The 20437-nt window shown below is 74.6% G+C and carries 19 protein-coding genes; 15 read left to right on the top strand and 4 right to left on the bottom strand.

Annotation, left to right across the window (positions count from 1 at the left end; translation table 11 throughout):
* Positions 1-70 precede the first annotated feature (70 nt).
* Positions 71-304 carry a ferredoxin gene (locus tag ACIQFX_RS37615; RefSeq protein ID WP_402472737.1) on the bottom strand — a complete coding sequence of 78 codons (234 nt, stop codon included), beginning with the start codon at positions 302-304 and terminating at the stop codon, positions 71-73.
* A complete protein-coding gene (locus tag ACIQFX_RS37610; RefSeq protein ID WP_402472735.1) occupies positions 304-1764 on the bottom strand; it encodes an aldehyde dehydrogenase in 1461 nt (486 codons plus the stop codon). The genes ACIQFX_RS37615 and ACIQFX_RS37610 overlap by 1 nt, the downstream gene beginning before the upstream one ends.
* A gap of 118 nt (positions 1765-1882) precedes the next feature.
* On the opposite strand from ACIQFX_RS37610, the gene ACIQFX_RS37605 reads away from it, so the two are divergent.
* The 8 genes from ACIQFX_RS37605 to ACIQFX_RS37570 all read left to right on the top strand — a co-directional run bounded on the left by ACIQFX_RS37605 (position 1883) and on the right by ACIQFX_RS37570 (position 10773).
* Positions 1883-2920, top strand: a complete 1038-nt coding sequence (locus ACIQFX_RS37605) for an MBL fold metallo-hydrolase (protein WP_402472733.1) — start codon at positions 1883-1885, stop codon at positions 2918-2920.
* Between the two features lie 194 nt (positions 2921-3114).
* Positions 3115-4365 carry a prenyltransferase/squalene oxidase repeat-containing protein gene (locus ACIQFX_RS37600; RefSeq protein ID WP_402472730.1) on the top strand — a complete coding sequence of 417 codons (1251 nt, stop codon included), beginning with the start codon at positions 3115-3117 and terminating at the stop codon, positions 4363-4365.
* Positions 4362-5051, top strand: coding sequence for an SCO2322 family protein (locus tag ACIQFX_RS37595; protein WP_402472728.1), 690 nt, complete (start codon positions 4362-4364; stop codon positions 5049-5051). The genes ACIQFX_RS37600 and ACIQFX_RS37595 overlap by 4 nt, the downstream gene beginning before the upstream one ends.
* Positions 5048-6193, top strand: coding sequence for an energy-coupling factor transporter transmembrane component T (locus ACIQFX_RS37590; protein ID WP_402472727.1), 1146 nt, complete (start codon positions 5048-5050; stop codon positions 6191-6193). Before ACIQFX_RS37595 ends, ACIQFX_RS37590 begins: the two co-directional genes overlap by 4 nt.
* On the top strand, positions 6190-7905 hold the full coding sequence (locus tag ACIQFX_RS37585; protein ID WP_402472724.1) for an ABC transporter ATP-binding protein: 1716 nt from the start codon (positions 6190-6192) through the stop codon (positions 7903-7905). The genes ACIQFX_RS37590 and ACIQFX_RS37585 overlap by 4 nt, the downstream gene beginning before the upstream one ends.
* Positions 7902-8810, top strand: a complete 909-nt coding sequence (locus tag ACIQFX_RS37580; protein WP_402472721.1) for an ECF transporter S component — start codon at positions 7902-7904, stop codon at positions 8808-8810. Before ACIQFX_RS37585 ends, ACIQFX_RS37580 begins: the two co-directional genes overlap by 4 nt.
* Before the next feature lie 287 nt (positions 8811-9097).
* The gene (locus tag ACIQFX_RS37575; protein WP_402472718.1) at positions 9098-9499 is read left to right on the top strand and encodes a transglycosylase SLT domain-containing protein; all 402 of its coding nucleotides are present in this window, start codon (positions 9098-9100) and stop codon (positions 9497-9499) included.
* 182 nt (positions 9500-9681) lie between these two features.
* Positions 9682-10773, top strand: coding sequence for an NAD(P)H-dependent flavin oxidoreductase (locus ACIQFX_RS37570; RefSeq protein ID WP_402472717.1), 1092 nt, complete (start codon positions 9682-9684; stop codon positions 10771-10773).
* A 70-nt stretch (positions 10774-10843) separates the two neighbouring features.
* On the opposite strand, the gene ACIQFX_RS37565 is transcribed toward ACIQFX_RS37570, so the two are convergent.
* Entirely contained in the window at positions 10844-12013 is a 1170-nt protein-coding gene (locus tag ACIQFX_RS37565) for a steroid 3-ketoacyl-CoA thiolase (protein ID WP_367825487.1), read from the bottom strand.
* Positions 12014-12242: 229 nt separating this feature from the next.
* Between ACIQFX_RS37565 and ACIQFX_RS37560 the strand changes: the two genes are divergently transcribed.
* From ACIQFX_RS37560 to ACIQFX_RS37550, 3 genes are all read left to right on the top strand, one after another.
* Positions 12243-13502 (top strand): cytochrome P450, encoded by a 1260-nt coding sequence (locus ACIQFX_RS37560; protein ID WP_402472715.1) that lies wholly within the window; start codon positions 12243-12245, stop codon positions 13500-13502.
* A 184-nt stretch (positions 13503-13686) separates the two neighbouring features.
* Positions 13687-14808 (top strand): DUF2330 domain-containing protein, encoded by a 1122-nt coding sequence (locus tag ACIQFX_RS37555; protein WP_402472713.1) that lies wholly within the window; start codon positions 13687-13689, stop codon positions 14806-14808.
* The gene (locus tag ACIQFX_RS37550) at positions 14805-15473 is read left to right on the top strand and encodes an O-methyltransferase (RefSeq protein ID WP_402472710.1); all 669 of its coding nucleotides are present in this window, start codon (positions 14805-14807) and stop codon (positions 15471-15473) included. The genes ACIQFX_RS37555 and ACIQFX_RS37550 overlap by 4 nt, the downstream gene beginning before the upstream one ends.
* A 158-nt stretch (positions 15474-15631) precedes the next feature.
* Here ACIQFX_RS37550 and ACIQFX_RS37545 read toward each other — a convergent pair whose 3' ends face one another.
* Complete coding sequence (locus ACIQFX_RS37545) at positions 15632-16813, bottom strand: serpin family protein (protein WP_402472707.1); 1182 nt, start codon at positions 16811-16813, stop codon at positions 15632-15634.
* Positions 16814-16825: 12 nt separating this feature from the next.
* Here ACIQFX_RS37545 and ACIQFX_RS37540 point away from each other — a divergent pair, with 12 nt between their 5' ends.
* From ACIQFX_RS37540 to ACIQFX_RS37525, 4 genes are all read left to right on the top strand, one after another.
* On the top strand, positions 16826-17146 hold the full coding sequence (locus ACIQFX_RS37540) for an antibiotic biosynthesis monooxygenase family protein (protein WP_402472704.1): 321 nt from the start codon (positions 16826-16828) through the stop codon (positions 17144-17146).
* A gap of 79 nt (positions 17147-17225) precedes the next feature.
* Positions 17226-17711 (top strand): GNAT family N-acetyltransferase, encoded by a 486-nt coding sequence (locus tag ACIQFX_RS37535; protein WP_402472703.1) that lies wholly within the window; start codon positions 17226-17228, stop codon positions 17709-17711.
* Positions 17712-17988: 277 nt separating this feature from the next.
* A complete protein-coding gene (locus tag ACIQFX_RS37530; RefSeq protein WP_402472701.1) occupies positions 17989-19317 on the top strand; it encodes a peptidoglycan-binding protein in 1329 nt (442 codons plus the stop codon).
* 143 nt (positions 19318-19460) lie between these two features.
* Complete coding sequence (locus tag ACIQFX_RS37525) at positions 19461-20129, top strand: HAD-IA family hydrolase (protein WP_402472698.1); 669 nt, start codon at positions 19461-19463, stop codon at positions 20127-20129.
* Positions 20130-20437 lie beyond the last annotated feature (308 nt).

The raw sequence follows: 20437 nt of genomic DNA, 5'->3' as shown, positions 1-20437 counted from the left end.
CTCGTCCCCTCCCAGGTCACGGGGCCGGCGCCCCGTGATCGAGGGAGCAGTGTGCCACGGGCCGGAGCGGCTACTCCTCCGGGGGATAGACCGGTTCGCCGCCGTCCGCGAGGCTGATCAGGATGGCTTCGACCGGGCAGCCCTCGGCGGCCGCGAGGACGCGTTCGCCGGCGTCCGCCTCGGGCTCCACCGGATGGGACTGGCGGGCGGTGTCGAGGCGGAAACCGTCCGGGGCGTGGTTGACGCACATGCCGGAGCCGATGCAGACGCTGCGGTCGACCTCGACGCGCCAGCGGTCGCCCATCACGCGTCCCCGTACCCGGCGGGGAGGTGGATCATCTTGTGCTCCAGGTACTCGCCGAAGCCCTCGGGGCCGAACTCGCGGCCGAGGCCGGAGTTCTTGTAGCCGCCGAAGGGGCCGAGCATGTCGAGGCTGAAGGTGTTGACGTTGAAGGTGCCGGTGCGGACCCGGCGGGCGAAGTCGATGCCGTGCTCCACGTCGCCGGTCCAGACGCTGCCGCTGAGCCCGAACTCGGAGTCGTCGGCGATGCGGAGGGCGTCGGCCTCGTCCTCGTAGGGCAGGAGGCAGATGACCGGGCCGAAGATCTCCTCGCGGGCGATCCGCATGGAGTTGTCGACGTCGCCGAAGAGGGTCGGTTCGACGTACCAGCCGCGTTCGAGCCCGGCGGGCCGCCCGCCGCCCGCGAGGACCTTGGCGCCCTCCTGCTGGCCGATGCCGATGTAGTCGAGGGAGCGCTGCTGCTGGCGCCGGGCGACCAGCGGGCCGACCTGGGTGGCCGGGTCGAGCGGGTCGCCGACGACGAGCGCGCCGGCCGCGGCGGCGAGGGCCTCGGCGATCTCCTCGTACCGGGAGCGCGGGGCGAGGATGCGGGTCTGGGCGACGCAGGCCTGGCCGTTGTTCATCCAGGCGGCCGGGACGATCCCGGCGACGGCGGTCGCGGTGTCCGCGTCGGGCAGGATCACGGCGGCCGACTTCCCGCCGAGTTCGAGGGTGACGCGGGTGAGGTTGCGCGAGGCGACCTCCATGACCCGTCGTCCCGCGGCGACCGAGCCGGTGAAGGAGACCTTGTCGACGCCGGGGTGGCCGACGAGGTACTCGCCGACCTCCCGGTCGGCGGGCAGGATGCTGAGGACGCCCTCGGGCAGCCCGGCCTCGGCGGCGATCTCGGCGAGGATGTACGAGTCGAGGGGCGCCTCCGGCGACGGCTTGAGGACCACCGTGCAGCCGGCGAGCAGCGCGGGCCCCAGCTTGGCGGCGGCGGTGAACTGCGGCACGTTCCAAGGGATGACGGCCGCGACGACGCCGACCGGTTCGCGCCGGACGAGCAGCGGCCCGAGGACGCCGCCGCGCCGCTCCTCGTACGGGAAGTCCCGGGCGACGGTGATCGCCGCGTCCCAGACCATCATCGCGCCGAGCGCCTGGGCGAGGACGGACCAGGAGTACGGGGAGCCGTTCTGCGCGCTGATGACGCGGCCGATCTCCTCGTACCGGACGGCGATCGCGTCCTTGATGCGGGTGACGACCGCGATCCGCTCCTCGACCGTCATCCGCGGCCACGGCCCCTCGTCGAAGGCCCGGCGGGCGGCGGCGACGGCCCGGTCGACGTCGGCCTCGGAGGCGTGCGGGACGCGTCCGATGACCTCCTCGGTGTGCGGCGATATCACCTCGATCACGCCGGTTCCGAGCGGTTCGGTCAACTCCCCGCCGATGAACAGCCTTCCGTGCTCCACAAGCTCGGTCATGACCGCTGCCTCCCGAGGAGATGGAATTGCCCTGAGTTTCTGACGATGCTTCAGAACTGATACCAGTTCTAGTTATGGTGGGCAATGGCCGTACCGGTACGCAGAGACGAGGACGCTCATGACCCAGGTGACCGAGCACGGCGGAGGCGTCTGGTCCCTGCGGGTGCCCATCCCGGACAATCCGCTGGGACACACCCTCGTCCACGTCCTCGACACCGACCGCGGCCCGGTCCTCGTCGACACCGGTTGGGACGACCCCGCCTCCTGGACCGAGCTGACCGGCGGGCTGGACGCGCTCGGCCTCTCCGTCCGGGACGTCCACGGGGTCGTCATCACCCACCACCACCCCGACCACCACGGCCTCTCCGGCCGGGTCCGCGAGGAGTCCGGGGCCTGGATCGCCATGCACGCCGCCGACACGGCCGTCGTCCGCCGCACCCGCGAGGCCGAACCCGGCACCTGGCTCGGCTACCTCGCCCGCAAACTCGCCGCCGTCGGCGCCCCCGAGGACCACCTCGCCCCGCTGCGGGCCGCCTCCGCCTCCGGCCGGACCCGGACCCTGCCCGGCCTGCGCTCCGCCCTCCCCGACCGCGAGATCGTCCCCGGCGAGCTCCTCGACCTGGTCGGCCGGCGGCTGCGCGCCGTCTGGACGCCCGGCCACACCCCCGGCCACGTCTGCCTCCACCTGGAGGAGGAGCACCCCGCCGGGCTACCCGGCCACGGCCGGCTCTTCTCCGGCGACCACCTGCTGCCCGGCATCTCCCCCCACATCGGCCTGTACGAGGACCCCGACGACGCGACGGAGACCGACCCCCTCGGCGACTACCTCGACTCCCTCGAACGCATCGGCCGCCTCGGCGTCGCCGAGGTCCTCCCCGCCCACCAGTACGCCTTCGCCGACGCCGCCGGCCGGGTCCGCGAACTCCTCGACCACCACGAGGAACGCCTCACCGGCCTCCTCGGCCTCCTCGCCACCCCGCTCACCCCCTGGCAGCTCGCCGAGCGGATGGAGTGGAACCGCCCCTGGGACCGGATCCCCTACGGCTCCCGCAACATCGCCGTCAGCGAGGCCGAGGCGCACGTCCGCCGTCTCGTGAAGCTCGGCCGCGCGGAGGCCGTGGCGGGCACCGACCCGGTGACGTACATCGCGGTGTAGCCGCTCACCGGGGGTGTGAGGCGCCTCGCACCCCCGGGTCCGGCCCCGTACGGGCCGGTAGAGTGAGCGGGTCGTCATCATGCCCGTACAGGGGAAAGCCACCCGGGACGTGACCGCCGGCACCGTCGAGGAACACGGAGCCGGAGCCTGGTGCCCCTGAGGCGTGCCGGTGCCCGGCCGCAGGAGAGGGCCCCATGAACACCGTCCGCCGCGGCGCCGCCGCGCTCGCCGCCGCCGCAGTCGCACTCGGCACCGCAGCAGTCGTCCCGGCCGCCGCCGCCCCCTCTCCGACCCCCTCCGCGGGCAAGCTGCCCGCGGGTCTGTACGGCACGACGGACCCGACGTACGACGGTGTCTGGCGCCAGTCGCTCGCCTTCCTCGCCCAGCGCGCCACCGGCTACCAGCCCGCCGACCAGGCCGTGGACTGGCTGATCGGCCAGCAGTGCGCGGACGGTTCGTTCGCCGCGTACCGCGCGGACGCGACGGTGCCCTGCGACGCGAAGACGATGCGGGACACCAACGCCACCGCCGTCGCCGTCCAGGCGCTCGGCGCCGTCCGCCGCCAGGCCGCCGCCCCCGAGAAGGTCGACCGGGCCGTCAAGGCCGGCAACGCCTGGCTGAAGACCGTGCAGAACAAGGACGGCGGCTGGGGCTACAGCACCGGCGGCGCCAGCGACGCCAACTCCACCTCGATCGTCGTCGGCGCGCTCGCCGCGACCGGCGTGAAGCCCGGCTCGTACGCCTCCGCCGACGGCCGCACCCCGTACGACGCGCTCCTCTCCTTCGCGCTGCCCTGCTCCGAGAAGGACGGCGCCGGCGCGTTCGCCTACCAGCCGGACAAGGCGGGCAAGCTCCTCGCGAACGCCGACGCCACGGCCGCCGCCACCCTCGCCGGGCTCGGCAAGAGCATCGTCGCCACCAAGGCCTCCCCCGAGCAGCCGCCGGCCTGCACCGACCCGACGAAGCCGACCGCCGAGCGGGCCGCCCTCAACGGCGCCTCCTACCTGGCGAAGGCCCTCGCGAAGACCGGCCACCTCACCACCCCGCCAATGCCGGGCGCCACCGACACCACCGAGAAGCCGGACGTCGGCAACACCGCCGACGCGGTCGTCGCCCTCGCCGCGGCCGGCGCCGCCAAGGAGGCGAAGCCCGCCCTGGAGTGGCTGGAGAAGAACTCCGCCGACTGGGCGAAGCAGAGCGGCCCCGCCGCCTACGCGCAGCTGATCCTGGCCGCCCGCGCCACGGACACCGACCCCCGCGAGTTCGGCACGGCGGACCTGGTCGAGCAGCTCAACGCCACCGGCCCCGCGCCCAAGACCCCCGACACCTCCGCGTCCTCGACCAGCGACGACGAGGACTCCGGCTTCGACATCTGGTGGATCATCGGCATCGGCATGGTCGTCGGCGTCGGCATCGGCTTCCTCGTGAGCGGCCGCAAGAAGTGAGAGCGACCGGCAGGACGGGCGCCCGGGCCGCGGGCGCCGCGGCCGGGGCGCTGCTGACCCTCACCGCCGTGGCGGCCGCCCCGGCGCAGGCCGCCGGATACCGCTACTGGTCGTACTGGGAGAGCGCCGGCGGGAAGCCCTGGGCGTACGCCACGCAGGGTCCCGCGACCGCGCGGCCCGCCGACGGCGACGCCATCGGCTTCCGCTTCGCGATCAGCCAGGGCACGAGCGACACCTCCCGGCCGTCCCCCGCGCCCGACTTCGCGGGCGTGTGCGGAGGCGTGGAGAAGAAGGACGGCGGCAAGCGGATCGCGGTCGTCGTCGACTTCGGCGGCCCCGCGGACGCCCCGCCCGGCGAGACCGCCCCCGCGAAGCCGATCGAGGTCGGCTGCGCGGAGGTCCCCGAGGACGCGACGAGCGCCGAGGCGCTGGCCGCGGTGGCGAAGCCGCTGCGGTACGACAGCGCGGCCATGCTCTGCGGGATCGCCGGGTATCCGGCGCGGGGCTGCGGCGAGCAGGTCGCGGAGCAGGCCCCGGGATCCGCCGCACCCACGGGGTCCGCCGCGCCCACCTCCGCCGCGGCCCCCGCGCAGGGCGGCGGGCCGTCCTTCGGCGTGCTCGCCGGCGGCGCGGCCGTCCTGGCCCTCGGCGGCGCCGCGATCTGGAAGGCCCGCCGCCGCGGATGAGCCCCGCCCGTAGCCGCTCCGCCCTCACGTCCCGGTTCGCCCCGCGGGTCGCGTTCGCCGCGCCCGAGGCGAGCCGGGCGAACGCCGTGCACGCCGGGGCCTGGTGGCTGTGGGCGCTCGGGCTGGCCGTGGCCGCCTCCCGCACCACCAACCCGCTCGTCCTCGGCCTGCTCGTCGGGGTCGCCGGATACGTCGTCGCCGCCCGCCGCACGGACGCGCCCTGGGCCCGCTCGTACGGCGCGTTCGTGAAGCTCGGCCTGTTCGTCGTCGCCCTGCGGGTGGTCTTCTCACTGCTGCTCGGCTCCCCCGTCCCGGGCACGCACCTCCTGTTCACCCTGCCCGAGGTGCCGCTGCCCGACTGGGCGCAGGGCGTGCGGATCGGCGGCCGGGTGACGGCCGAGCAGCTGGTGTTCGCGCTGTACGACGGCGCCAAGCTGGCGACCCTGCTGATCTGCGTGGGCGCCGCGAACGCCCTGGCCAACCCGGCCCGGCTGCTCAAGTCGCTGCCGGGAGCGCTGTACGAGGCCGGGGTCGCCGTCGTCGTGGCGATGACCTTCGCGCCGAACATGGTCGCCGACGTCGTCCGGCTGCGGACCGCCCGCCGCCTCCGCGGCCGCCCCACCGGCGGCGTGCGGGCCGTCCTCCAGATCGGGCTGCCCGTCCTCGAAGGCGCCCTGGAGCGGTCGATCGCCGTCGCCGCCTCCATGGACGCGCGCGGCTACGGCCGCACGGCCCGCGTCCCCGCCGCCGTCCGCCGCACCACCAACGTCCTCACCCTCGGCGGCCTGCTCGGCATCTGCGCCGGCTCGTACGGGCTCCTCGCCGCGGAAGGCGCCGGATACGGGCTCCCGCTCCTCGGCGCCGGACTCCTCGCCGCCCTGGCCGGCCTCCGCCTCGGCGGCCGCCGCACCCTCCGCACCCGCTACCGGCCCGACCACTGGGGCGCCCGGTCCTGGCTCGTCGCCGGCTCCGGGATCGCCGTCGCCGCCCTCGTGATCCTGGCGAACTCCGCCGCGCCCGACGCGCTCCATCCCGGCGTCGTCCCCCTCGTAGCGCCGGAGCTACCGCTCCGGCCGGCCGCGTCGATCCTCCTCGGCCTCCTCCCGGCCTTCGTCGCGCCCGTCCCCAAGGAGAGCACGTGATCCGCTTCGACAACGTCTCGGTGACGTACGAGGACGCCACCGCGCCCACCCTCCGGAACGTGGACCTCACCGTCCCCGAAGGGGAACTCGTGCTCCTCGTCGGTCCCTCCGGCGTGGGCAAGTCCACCCTCCTGGGCGCCGTCTCCGGCCTCGTCCCCCACTTCACCGGCGGCACCCTCACCGGCCGCGTCACCGTCGACGGCCGCGACACCCGCACCCACCCGCCCCGCGAGCTCGCCGACCTCGTCGGCACCGTCGGCCAGGACCCCTCCGCACACTTCGTCACCGACACCGTCGAGGACGAGCTCGCCTACGGCATGGAGTCCCTCGGCCTCCCCCCTGCCGTCATGCGCCGCCGCGTCGAGGAGACCCTGGACCTCCTCGGCCTCTCCGAGCTCCGCGACCGCCCCCTCGCCACCCTCTCCGGCGGCCAGCGCCAGCGCGTCGCCATCGGCTCCGTCCTCACGCCCCACCCCAAGGTCCTCGTCCTCGACGAACCCACCTCCGCCCTCGACCCGTCCGCCGCCGAGGACGTCCTCGCCGTCCTCCAGCGCCTCGTCCACGACCTGGGCACGACCGTCCTCCTGGCGGAGCACCGCCTCGAACGCGTCGTCCAGTACGCCGACCAGGTCCTCCTCCTCCCCGAGGCCGCGCTGGGCCGCCCGGCCGAGATCATGGCCGTCTCCCCCGTCCACCCGCCGGTGGTGGCCCTGGGCCGCCTGGCCGGATGGTCCCCGCTGCCCCTCACGGTGCGCGACGCGCGGCGGAGGTCGGGCGAGCTGAAGCGGCTGCTGGAGGGGCGGGTCCCCGCAGAGCCGCGGCACGCGGCCCCGCCGGCGTTCGAGGCGCGGGGGTCCGGGGACGGAACCGGAGCCCCCGGTCCCGGGAAGGGGCGGGGTGCGGGTCTCTCCCTCTTCCGACGGCGCCGCACCCGGCCGGCCGCCTCCACCCCCGCCGAGCCCGCCCCCCTGGTCAGCGCGACCGCGCTCGGCGTACGCCGAGGCCGCGTCGAGGCCCTCCGCCGCGTCGACCTCCAGGTCGCCCCGGGCGAGACCATCGCGCTCATGGGCCGCAACGGCGCCGGCAAGTCCACCCTCCTCGCCGCCCTCGTCGGCATGATCGCCCCGACCGCCGGCACCGTCCGGATCGCGGGCCGCACCCCGCACACCACGGACCCGCGCGAGCTGATCCGCCAGGTGGGCCTAGTCCCGCAGGAGCCGCGCGACCTGCTGTACGCGGACACGGTCTCGGCCGAGTGCGCGGCGGCGGACGAGGACGCGGGCGCGGAGCCGGGCACCTGCCGGGCGCTGGTGGAGGAGCTGCTGCCGGGGGTCACGGCCGACACGCACCCGCGGGACCTGTCCGAGGGACAGCGCCTGGCGCTCGCGCTGGCCGTGGTGCTCACCGGCCGCCCGCCGCTCCTCCTGCTCGACGAGCCGACGCGGGGCCTGGACTACGCGGCGAAGGCGCGGCTGGTCGCGCACCTGCGGGGGCTCGCGGCGGCCGGGCACGCGATCGTGCTGGCCACGCACGACGTGGAGCTGGCGGCGGAGCTGGCGCACCGGGTGGTGATCATCGCGGACGGCGAGGTGGTGGCGGACGGCCCGACGGCCGAGGTCGTCGTCTCGTCGCCGGCGTTCTCGCCGCAGGTCGCGAAGATCCTCGCGCCCCAGCGCTGGCTCACGGTCGAACAGGTGGAGGCAGCGCTGTGAGCGCGGGGCGGACGAGGGCCGGGGCCGCGCGCACCCGGCCCGGGGTCGCTCGCCCGGTCCGTCTCGGACCGCGTTCCGTGACCGCGCTCGTCCTGGTCTCCGTGATCGGGGTGATCGCGTTCTGCTGGCCGCTGTTCGCGGACGCCGGTTCGGCGGTCACGTCGCACGCCGGGGACGCGCCGTGGCTGTTCGCCGCGCTGCTGCCGCTGCTGGTCGCGGTGGTGGTCGCGACGATCGCGGACTGCGGGATGGACGCGAAGGCGGTGGCGATGCTGGGGGTGCTCGCCGCCGTGGGGGCGGCGCTGCGCCCGCTGGGGGCGGGGACGGCCGGTCTGGAGCCGATGTTCTTCCTGATGGTGCTGAGCGGCCGGGTCCTGGGGCCGGGGTTCGGTTTCGTCCTCGGCTCGGTGACGATGTTCGCGTCCGCGCTGCTGACGGGCGGGGTGGGCCCGTGGATGCCGTTCCAGATGCTGTCGATGGGCTGGTTCACGATGGGGGCGGGTCTGCTCCCCGGCGCGCGGGGCCTGCGGGGCCGGGGCGAGCTGCTGATGCTGTCGGCGTACGGCTTCGTGGCGGCGTTCGCGTACGGGACGGTCATGAACCTGCAGGGCTGGGTCCTGCTCCAGGGCCTGGGTTCCGGGGTGTCCTTCCAGCCGGGCGCCCCGCTGGGCGAGAACCTGGTCCGGTTCCTGGCGTACGTCCTGGCCACGTCCCTCGGGTGGGACCTGGGCCGGGCCGCGTTGACCGTCGTCCTGACGCTGACCGTCGGCGGCACGCTGCTCCGGGCGCTCCGGCGGGCCACGCGGCGGGCGAACTTCGAGGCCCAGGTCACATTCGAGGCCCGGAAAGGGCCCGCTCCGGGTGAGGCGCCCCACAGGACCTACGTCACGTACGAGTCGGAATAGTAGAGCGGCGGTACCCTCCCAAACCACCCCGGACTGGGCCATGACCTGCGGAAACCCGCCAAGCCGCCCGGCGGGACGTTCCGCCCGGGTCCGAACCTGCCTCGTATTCGGGGCCCTTGCCCCGGCCCCGCCGGCCCTGCTTGTGTAGTGGACGTCGCCAGGCAGCCGATGCTCACCGCAGCGCCTCGGACGGCCGGTTCCCCCCAGTTCCCGGGTCTCCCGGGCTCTGGTTCCGGCTTGCCGAAATCGCCTGGCGCGGCCCTTGTACCCGACGTTAGGTAGATACGTTGATCCGCTCGCTCGCCACTCGTGTCGTTGCCCGCAAGAAGACCTTCGCCGCCTCCGCAGCTGTGCTGCTGGGTGCGTCGGGTGCGGTGCTCGGCACGACGGGCTCGGCTTCGGCCGCCAGCCCGCAGGAGCTCGCTCGTGAGATCGTCCCCGCCTCGCAGTACGCGTCCTTCAGCAAGATCGTCGAGCACGAGTCGCACTGGAACCACACCGCGACCAACTCGTCCAGCGGCGCCTACGGCCTGGTCCAGGCCCTGCCGGCCTCGAAGATGTCCTCGGCCGGTTCCGACTGGAAGACCAACCCGGCCACCCAGATCAAGTGGGGCCTGAACTACATGAACGAGCGCTACGGCTCCCCGAACGCCGCCTGGGCGTTCTGGCAGGCCAACGGCTGGTACTAAGAGAACCCGCCGCCGCACAGCGCATCCGCAAGGCCCCGCCCTCCGCTCGGAGGGGCGGGGCCTGCGGCGTTCTCCGCCGTGCTTTCCGCTGTGTTCTCCGCTGTGGATTTTTAGTAGACCGGTCGTCTAGCATTCCGGCATCGGCGGGCCGACGGCTCCCGCCGCGACCCCGGAGGTTGACCGTGTCCGCGCTCCCCACCCTTCCCCCCGGCCGGTTCGGCGAGCTCGTCGGCGTCGCGCTCCCGATCGTGCAGGGACCCTTCGGCGGCGGCCTGTCCTCCGTCGAGCTCGCGGCGACCGTCTCCGAGGGCGGCGGCCTCGGCTCGTACGGGGCGCACATCCACACCCCCGAGGAGATCACCGCGCTGGTGGCCCGGCTCCGCGCGGCCACCGACCGCCCCTTCGCCGTGAACCTGTGGGTACCGCTGGAGGGCGAGGAGCGCGGACTCCCGGCGGCCGCGCTCGCCGAGCACGTCGAGCGCCTGCGGCCGTACTACGAGGAGCTGGGCGTACGAGCGCCCGGCGCGGCGGACGTACGGGCGTGGCCGGACTTCGACGAGCAGCTCGACGCGCTGCTCGCGGCGGCCCCGCCCGTGATCAGCCTGGTCATGGGCCCGCCGCCGCGCCGGTTGGTCGCGGAGGCCCGGCGGCGCGGGATCGCCGTGGTCGGCACGGCGACGACGGTCGACGAGGCGGTGGCCCTGGAGCGGGCCGGGGTGGACGCGGTCGTCGCCTCCGGCAGCGACGCGGGCGGCCACCGGGGCGCGTTCCTGCGGCCGGTGCGGGAGTCCCTGGTCGGCACCTTCTCCCTCGTCCCGCAGGTGGCGGACGCGGTGTCCGTCCCGGTGGTGGCGGCGGGCGGGATCGCCGACGGGCGCGGGATCGCCGCCGCACTCGCGCTCGGCGCGGACGCCGTCCAGATCGGCACCGGCTTCCTGGCCGCGCGCGAGTCGGGGGCGAGCGACGTCCACCGGCGCGCCCTCGGCACCCCGGAGGCCCGTACGACCGTGCTGACCCGGCTGTTCTCGGGGCGTACGGCACGGGGCATCCCGAACGACTTCGTCCGGGACATGGCCGCCCACGAGGAGCACGTACCGCCGTACCCCGTGCAGAACGCGCTGATGCGGCCGATCCGCCGGGCCGCCGCCGAGCAGGGCCGGCCCGAGTACGTGAACCTCTGGGCCGGCCAGGCCGCCGCGCTCGCCCCGGCGTCACCCCGGGCCGCCGCCTACCTCGCCGCACTCGTCGAGCAGGCGGTGGAGGCCACGGGGTGACGGCCGCTCGCGGGGCGGACGCGGCACGGCCGGGACCGCGGACCGGCGGCCCGCTCACCGAGCGGACGGGTCAGAGGCGCTGGATGATCGTGCCGGTGGCGAGCGCCCCGCCCGCGCACATCGTGATGAGGGCGAACTCCTTGTCGGAGCGCTCCAGTTCGTGCAGGGCGGTGGCGATGAGCCGGGCGCCGGTGGCGCCGACGGGGTGCCCGAGGGCGATGGCGCCGCCGTTGACGTTGACCTTCTCCAGGTCCTGGTCGAAGACCTGCGCCCAGCTCAGCACCACCGAGGCGAAGGCCTCGTTGATCTCGACGAGGTCGATGTCCTTGAGGCTCATCCCGGCCTTGCCGAGGACCGCGCGGGTCGCGTCGACCGGACCGTCGAGGTGGTAGTGCGGGTCGGCGCCGACGAGGGCCTGGGCGACGATCCGGGCGCGGGGGCGGAGTTTGAGGGCGCGGGCCATGCGCTTGGAGGCCCACATGATGGCGGAGGCGCCGTCGGAGATCTGGGAGGAGTTGCCCGCCGTGTGGATCGCGGCGGGCATGACGGGCTTGAGCCGGCCGAGTCCCTCCATGGTGGTGTCGCGGAGGCCCTCGTCGCGGTCGACGAGCCGCCACATGCCCTGCCCGGCGGCCTGTTCGGCCTCGGTGGTGGGGACCTGGACGGCGAAGGTCTCGCGCTTGAAGCGCTCCTCGGACCAGGCGACGGCGGCGCGCTCCTGGGAGAGCAGGCCGAGCGAGTCGACGCGTTCGCGGGTGAGGCCGCGGCGGCGGGCGATGCGCTCGGCGGCCTCGAACTGGTTGGGCAGGTCGACGTTCCACTCGTCGGGGAAGGGCTTGCCGGGGCCGTGCTTGGATCCCGAGCCGAGCGGGACGCGGGACATGGCCTCGACGCCGCAGCTGATCCCGATGTCGATGACGCCGGCCGCGACCATGTTGGCGACCATGTGGCTGGCCTGCTGCGAGGAGCCGCACTGGCAGTCGACGGTGGTGGCGGCCGTCTCGTACGGCAGGCCCATGGTGAGCCAGGCGGTGCGCGCGGGGTTCATGGACTGCTCGCCGGCGTGGGTGACCGTACCGCCGACGATCTGCTCGACGCAGTCGGCGTGGATGCCGGTGCGGCCGAGGAGTTCGCGGTAGGTCTCGCCCAGGAGGTAGGCGGGGTGGAGGTTGGCGAGCGCGCCTCCGCGCTTGCCGATGGGGGTGCGTACGGCTTCGACGATGACGGGTTCCGCGGCCATGAGCTCGTCCTCTCCTCGACCGGACGGGGTGTCCCGGCACCCCGGTCGGTCGGCGTCACGGGGGAACTAGTACGCGTTCTAGTTCTGAGTGCAGTCTTATGACCGCTACCGCCGGTACGCAAGGGTCCGGGACGCAACAGTTCCCGCTCCGCCCCTTGCTACTTGTAGAACTCGTTACTAACTTTCCCGGCAACTTCTGATGGTCCATCAGATATGGAGAGTGTTGCCGATGCCCTGCCCCCATCTCCCCGAAGGGCTCCCCGACGGGTTCGACGCCACCGATCCCGATCTCCTCCAAGACCGCGTCCCCTTGCCCGAGTTCGCCCGGCTGCGGCAGACCGCACCCGTCTGGTGGTGCCCCCAGCCGGCCGGCGTCACCGGCTTCGAGGACGGCGGGTACTGGGCCGTCACGCGCCACGCGGACGTCAAGTACGTCTCCACCCACCCCGAGTTGTTCTCCTCGAACGAGAACACGGCGGTCATCCGCTTCAACGAGCACATCAGCCGGGACCAGATCGAGGCCCAGAAACTGATCATGCTCAACATGGACCCGCCCGAGCACACCCGGGTCCGCCAGATCGTCCAGCGCGGCTTCACCCCCCGCGCGATACGGAACCTGGAGACCGCGCTGCGCGACCGCGCCCGCGCCATCGTCGCCGAGGCGAAGCGCGGCGCGGACGCCGACGGCACCTTCGACTTCGTCACCCGCGTCGCCGTCGAACTGCCCCTCCAGGCCATCGCCGAACTCATCGGCGTCCCCCAGGAGGACCGCTCCCGGATCTTCGACTGGTCGAACAAGATGGTCGCGTACGACGACCCCGAGTACGCCATCACCGAGGAGGTCGGCACCGAGGCCGCCATGGAACTCATCGGCTACTCGATGAACATGGCCGCGGCCCGCAAGGAGTGCCCCGCCGCCGACATCGTCAGCCAGCTCGTCGCCGCCGAGGGACAGGGCAACCTCTCCTCCGACGAGTTCGGCTTCTTCGTGCTCCTCCTCGCCGTCGCCGGCAACGAGACCACCCGCAACGCCATCAGCCACGGCATGCACGCCTTCCTCACCCACCCCGACCAGTGGGAGCTCTTCAAGCGCGAGCGCCCCGCGACCGCCGCCGAGGAGATCGTCCGCTGGGCGACCCCCGTCGTCTCCTTCCAGCGGACCGCGACCCAGGACACCGAGATCGGCGGACAGAAGATCGCCAAGGGCGACCGGGTCGGACTCTTCTACTCCTCCGCCAACAACGACCCCGAGGTCTTCACCGACCCCGAACGCTTCGACATCACCCGCGACCCCAACCCCCACCTCGGCTTCGGCGGCGGCGGACCCCACTTCTGCCTCGGCAAGTCCCTCGCGATCAAGGAGATCGAGCTGATCTTCAACGCCCTCGCCGACGCCCTGCCCGACCTCACCCTCGCCGGCGAACCGCGACGGCTCCGCGCCGCCTGGCTGAACGGCGTGAAGGAACTCCGGGTCAGGACCCCCGCCTGACCCGGGGGAGGTCGGAGTCCGCACCCCGGCCGGCCCGAGGGAGCTCCGGGTCGACCGGGGTGCCGACCCGAGGGAGCTCCGGGCCGGCACCCCGACCGGCCCCGCCTCCCCTCCCCTTCCCTCCCTCCCTCCCCCTCCCCTCCCTCCCCGGAACCGGATCACCACCGGGCGCGTCCGACCCCACATGCGGGGGACACACGGAAGCAATCCGGCCACCAGGATCCTGACCACACTCGTCGCACTGCTCGCGCTCCAGATCGGCTCGCTCGTCGCACCGGCGTACGCCTGCGGCTGCGGCGCGATGATCCCGGACAAGTCCGAGCGCATCGGCGTCGACCGCGAGGAGTCGGCCGTCCGCTGGGACGGCCGCACCGAGACCGTCGCCATGCGGTTCAACGTCCACGGGAACGCCAGGAAGGCCGCCTGGATCATGCCGGTGCCGAGCCGAGCCGAGGTCACCCTCGGCGAGCCGGCCCTCTTCGACGCGCTCGAATCCCTCACCGCGCCCGAGGAACGCGACCGGCACTACTTCTGGCCGCGCGAGGGCGACTGGCCGTTCGACGACCCGTGGGGCGACGGGGCCGCCGGCGCCGCCCCGGCCGCTCCCGGCCCCGGCGTCGGCGTCGTCGGCCGCGCCCGGCTCGGCCCCTTCGACGTGGCCCGGCTGACCGCCACCGACCCCGAGGCGCTCGGCGACTGGCTGCGCGCCAACGGCTTCGAACTCCCCGAACGACTCCCCGGCGCCCTCCGGCCGTACGTCGAGAGGAAGTGGGAGTACGTCGCCGTCCGCCTCGCCCCCGACGAGAAGGGCGCCGCCCTCCACGGCAGGCTGACCCCGCTGCAGATCAGTTTCGCCTCCTCCGAACTCGTCTACCCCATGCGGCTCTCCCGCCTGGCGGCGACACCGCAGGCGCTCGGCCTCTACGTCCTCGCCGACCACCGGATGGAGCCCCGCTCCGCCATCGGCGGCGACCGCCCCGAAGTGACCTTCGCGGGCCGGATCGCCGGCGACGAGAGCCACGCCCTCGCCCTGTTCACCGGCGGCACCCCGGTCCGGCTGACCGCCCTGGAGCAGCGGTTCCCGCATCCCGAGCGCATCGACGACGACCACCACCTGCGGGCCGTCGCCGACACCCCGTACCGCGAAGTCGCCTACACCGACCGGCTCCTCACGGTCGGCGGCGTCCCCGCCTGGCTCCTCGCCGCGGGCGGCGGACTGCTGCTCGCCACCCTCACGACGCTCCTCGCCGTACGGGCGAGAAGGCGCCGGGCGCGGCTCGCCACCGGTGTACGTTCGGCCGCATGACGAACCCTCAGTGGACCGCAGTCGACCACTACTTCGCCGACACGATCAGCCACGACGACGAGGCCCTCACCGCCGCGCTCGCCGCGTCCACCGCCGCCGGCCTGCCCGAGATCGCCGTCGCCCCCAACCAGGGCAAGCTCCTCCACCTGCTGGCCCAGATGCAAGGCGCCCGCAGCATCCTGGAGATCGGCACCCTCGGCGGCTACAGCACCATCTGGCTGGCCCGCGCCCTGCCCGCCGACGGCCGGCTGATCACCCTCGAGTACGACCCCGCCCACGCCGACGTCGCCCGCGCCAACATCGCCCGTGCGGGCCTCGACAAGATCGTCGAGGTCCGCACGGGCGCAGCCCTCGACTCGCTGCCGCGGCTGGAGGCGGAGGGCGCCGGCCCCTTCGACCTCGTCTTCATCGACGCCGACAAGGTCAACAACCCGCACTACGTGGCCTGGGCCCTCAAGCTCTCCCGCCCTGGCACGGTGATCATCGTCGACAACGTGGTGCGCGACGGCAAGGTCGCCACCCCGCACCCCGACGACCCGGCCATCACCGGCACCCGCGCCATGTTCGACCTGGTCGCCCGCGAACCCCGCCTCGACGCGACCGCCTTCCAGACGGTCGGCACGAAGGGCTACGACGGCCTGCTCCTCGCCCGCGTCACCGAATAGGACCGCGTCGGGCCGGGACGGGCCCCCTGGTTCCGGCCGGGACGGATCTCCTGGTCCGGCCGGGACGGATTCCCTTGGTTCCGGCCGAGACGAATCCTCTGGTTCCGGACCAGGTCCTGTCCGGAAAGCAGAGCCGGGCGGGACTTTCCGGACAGGGCCTACGCCCGCCGAGCGGAACCGTCGAACGGGGCACTGGACCGCCACCCGGCGAAGAGCGGCGCCCCGCCCTCGCCGTCGAGCACCACCACCCCGAACGGCCGGTCGAACGCGATCCGCTCCACCACCCCGTGCCGGGGCGGCGCCGCACCGCGGGTCATCGTCACCTGCGTGACGGCCGCCGCCTCGACCCCCTCCTCCGCGACCTCGACCACCGCCTCCTGCACCACCTTGTCGACGAAGAGGTCCGCCGCCGACAGCCCCGAGAAATCGGCCTCGGGGCGCATCGCCCGGTCGAGGCCGAGCGCGGCCAGCTGCCCCTTGGCGTCGGTCTTCGTCCGCAGCGTGAAGCGCGGCAGCGCCAGGTCGACCGACTCGGCCGCGAACGCCCTCCGCTCCCCCGGCCCCGCCCAGGCCGCCGGCAGCGCCTCACCGAGCCCGTCCCCGTCCGCCCCCAGCACGAACCGCACGACGGGCCCCGCGCCCCCCTCCCCCGCGCACGGCAGTTCCACCACCGTCACCCGGCCCACGGTCCAGGCCCACGCCGCCGGAATCCGCTTCCGCATGGTCGGCACCCGCCAGGTGTCGCCGTACCCGTCGGTGAACGGCTCCTCGCGGGTCAGCCGCCCGTCGAACGCCGTCAGCCAGGAGGCCTTGAGCGCCAGCGCGTTGAGCAGCACCAGGTCCTCGGACCCGTCCAGATCGAGCGGCAGCCGCTCGATCCGCCCCCCGGTCGCCTCCCGCACCCACGCGTCCAGCTCCCCCTGCGCGTCGGGGACCTCCTCCGGCGACACGCCGTCCGCCGCCCCGAGCACCCCCTCGGGCAGCGCGCCCCGCACCGCCCCCGGCAACACCCCGAACCGCACCCCGGGCAGCCCCCGCTCGAACGACGGGAGCACCGGCACCGTGCTCCACACCCCGGTCGCCACCGCCACCCCGCCCGACGCCGCGAGCCGCCGCCCGACGAGGGTCACGGCCTCGGCGGCCGCCTCTCCCTCGACGCCCAGCAGCTGCCCGAACTCCTTCGCCGTCGCACCCCGCGCCCCCGACGCCACCGCCCCCAGCGCCAGCCACAGGCCCACCGGCGACACCACGAAGTCGTCGTCCCCGAGCCGCGGGATCCACCGCGCGGCCAGTGCCCCGATCGCGTGTGCCGGGAAGTCGGCCGGTCCACGGGTCGTCATATCCTGCCCCCTATGAGCATCGTGAAGATCAACGTCCTGACCGTTCCCGCCGAGCAGCGCGAGGTGCTCGAACAGCGGTTCGCCGCTCGGGCCGGGGCCGTGGAGGGGTCCGACGGGTTCGAGTGGTTCGAGCTGCTGCGACCGGTCGAGGGAACGGACCAGTACCTGGTGTACACCCGGTGGCGCAGCGAGGAGGACTTCCAGGCGTGGATGAGCGGTTCCATGCAGGCGGCGCACCAGGGCGGCGGCGAGGGGGGCGAGCGCCCGAAGCCGGCGGCCTCGGGCTCGACGCTGTGGTCCTTCGACGTCGTCCAGCAGGCATCGCCGAAGTAGGCCGAGCGAACGGGGCGAGCCGAGGAAGCAGGGCAGGCCGAGGAAATCCGGCGGCGGGACCGGTCGCGCGGAACGCAGAATGGCCCGCATGACCTGGAACTTCTCCCCCGAGCACGTCGGCACCCCGGACGCGACCGCCCTGCGGCGCGACTACTTCGGCGACGTGGCGGGCCGCTACTGGAAGCGGCCCGTCACCGAGGCCGAGACCGACGCGTGGCTCACGGACGACGGAGCCGAGCAACTGACCCCGCCGACCGGGCAGTTCCTGGTGGGGCGGTACGAAGGCAAGCCGGCCGCGTGCGGCGGGGTGCTCCTCCTCGACGAGGACCGCGCCGAGCTGACCCGGGTGTTCCTGCGCCACGCGTTCCGCGGCACCGGCGGCGCGGGCATCCTGATGGACGGGCTCGAAGACGCGGCCCGCGCGCTCGGGGCACGCCGCATGGTCCTCAACACGCGCCTCGACCTCGTCGAGGCACGCGCGCTGTACACGCGGCACGGCTACGCGGAGATCCCGGCGTACTGCACGGGTCCGTACATGGAGATCTGGTACGGCAAGGAACTCTGAGCGGCCCTGCGGGAGGGGCGCCCGGCCCGCGCCCCGGACTCCGGCCTCGCCCCGGCCCGCGCCCCCGGCGCCGGCACTGCCCCGCCCCCGGCAACCGCCTTCCCGGGCGAGCCCGTCCCACCCGCTGGACTCCCCCTGAGCACCCCCTCCGCCCTGAGCGACCCCTCCACCCTGGCCCGAATGTCCGGTTATGGCTGCGGAAGGGCATGCCTGTTCACCCACCGGAGGGGGGTGGGCTGCATAATCGCTCGCAGTTGTATCGGGGAGGGGACCCATCATGACCGGACACGTCTGTCCTGAATGCGGTGTACACAGACCTGGCTGCGCCTGCGTCCAGGCGGAGATAGCCGCGGCCGAGGACTTCGATCCGCTGCGGATCAGGCCGTACGTGACGCTCGACGCGTCCGACGGCCCCGGGGGCCCGCGTCCCGCGGCCGGCCCGGCCGTGGCGGCGCCGTACGGTGCCGGGCCCGCGTCCGGCGACCCGAAGGCCCCGTACGGTGCCGGACCCATGCCCGACGCCCCGAAGGCGCCGTACGATGCCGGGCCCGCGAGCCCGGACGCCGACGCGACGGCGTTCCTCCCCGCGTACACGACGGACGATCCGCCGACCGCCCAGCTGGCGGCGATCCAGGTGGACGGCCCGGCGGGCGTGGGAGCGTCCTCCGAGGCGGCCTCCGGGTCCCGCCAGGCCGACGCGTTCGCGGCGGGACCCCGGCCCGCCCCGTACACCCCCGACGGGCACACCCCCGGCGCGTTCCCGGCGCAGCCCCACGCCGGCGCGTACGCCCCCGACACGTACACCCCCGATACGTACGACCTCGACGCGCACGACTCCGGCACGTACCTGGCGGAGCCCCACCCCGGCGCGTACCCGACCGGCGCGTACCCGGTGCCCGGCGCGCACCCCGGCGCCGGGGGCGATCCGTCCGAGACGATGCCGCTGCTGCTGCGCGGGGTCGGCGAGGTGCCGCCGACGCACGGCGGGGAACGGGCGCGGGGGCGGCGGCGCGGTGTGGTGGTCGCGGCGGTGGCGGCCGTCGCCGTGGCGGGGACGGCGGCGCTCGCGGCGGCCGTCCTGGGCGGCGGGGACGAGGGCGACGACCGGGCGGCGGTGCCCGAGGTGACGACGAGCGCGTCCCTGAACGTCGCGGTGTCGGAGGCGCCGTCCCCCTCCTCGACGAGTCCGGAGCCGTCCTCCCCCACCCCGGACAGGACGTCGGCGTCGCCCTCCCCGACCCCGTCCGCGACCCGCACGACCACGAGCCCCAGCCCGTCGACGTCGGAAGCGGTCGCGCCGACGGCCACCTCGACGGCCCCCACGACAGCGCCGACGACGGCCACCGCGTCCGCGCAGCCGCCCCAGGAGACGGAGGAGGCGGGGGTCACGCTGAGCTTCGGCGCCAGCGGGCCGGAGGTGCGCGAGCTCCAGCTGCGGCTGCAGGCGCTGTGGATCTACCGCGGCCGCATCAACGGGAAGTACGGCAGGGAGGTCGAGGAGGCGGTGGCCACGTACCAGCGCTGGCTGTACCCGCAGACGGACCCCGAGGGCGTGTACGGGGCCTTCACGCGCAGCCATCTGGAGGCGGCCACGCCCGACATCTGAGGCGCGCGCGATCCCGATGGGCGGACGGGTTGGCCAAGTCGGCCCCCGGTTTTGTATCGTGAAAGAACAAAGTGGCCCCGCCCGCACTCCCTGACCGGTGGGCGGGACCGCTTCGTTCTCCGCACCACCCCTCTGGAGACCCGATGCCCGCCGTCACCCCGGCAACGCTCACCGCCCGCGCCCTCCTCCTCGACATGGACGGCACCCTCGTCGACTCGGACGCCGTCGTCGAGCGCTGCTGGCGACGCTGGGCCGACCGGCAGGGCCTCGACGGGGACGAGGTGCTGAAGGTGGTCCACGGCCGCCAGGGGTACGCGACCATGGCCGTCCTCCTCCCCGACCGCCCGATGGCGGAGAACCACGCCGACAACCGGGTCATGCTGGCCGAGGAGACCGCCGACCTCGACGGCGTCGTCCCCGTGCTCGGCGCCCCCGCCTTCCTGGCCGCGATCGCCGACCTCCCGCACGCCCTGGTGACCTCGGCCGACACGGCCCTCGCCGAGGCGCGGATGGGCGCGGCCGCGCTCCGCATGCCGACGACCCGGGTCACCGCCGAGAGCGTCGGGGCCAGCAAGCCGGACCCCGAGGGCTTCCTCAAGGGCGCGGCGGACCTCGGCTTCGACCCCGCCGACTGCGTGGTCTTCGAGGACTCCGAGGCCGGCATCCAGGCGGGCCGCGCCGCCGGCATGCGGATCGTGGGCGTGGGCCCGCGCGCCGCCGCCTTCGCCCCCGACCTGCACGTCCCCGACCTCACCCACCTCCGCGTCGACGCCGCGGCCGACGGCTCGATCACCCTCACGACCCTGCCGTAAGCCCCGCAGGGCCCCCCGGCGCGGACGAACACCCCTCCCCCGCCTCCCTCCGGACCCTTCCCGCACAGGCGAGCGCCCCCACAGGCGCCCCGAGACCCCTTCGCACGGACGCACCCCGCTCCAGCCCCACCCGCCGGCCCTCTCGCGCGGACGTACGCCGTACGCCGCCCTACGCGGACGAAGGCCCCTCCCCCGCGGGGGGGCCGCCCCCCCCCCCCCCCCCCCCCCCCGCCCCGCCCCGCGGGGGGGCCCCCCCCCGGGGGGCGCCCCGGGGGGGGGGGGAGCAGAGCAGGGGGGGCGCCGCCGGG

Source organism: Streptomyces sp. NPDC093089 (assembly GCF_044754405.1).
Lineage (GTDB): Bacteria > Actinomycetota > Actinomycetes > Streptomycetales > Streptomycetaceae > Streptomyces.
The sequence above is the reverse complement of the archived record's forward strand: the minus strand, read 5'-3'. Positions and strand labels throughout refer to the sequence as shown.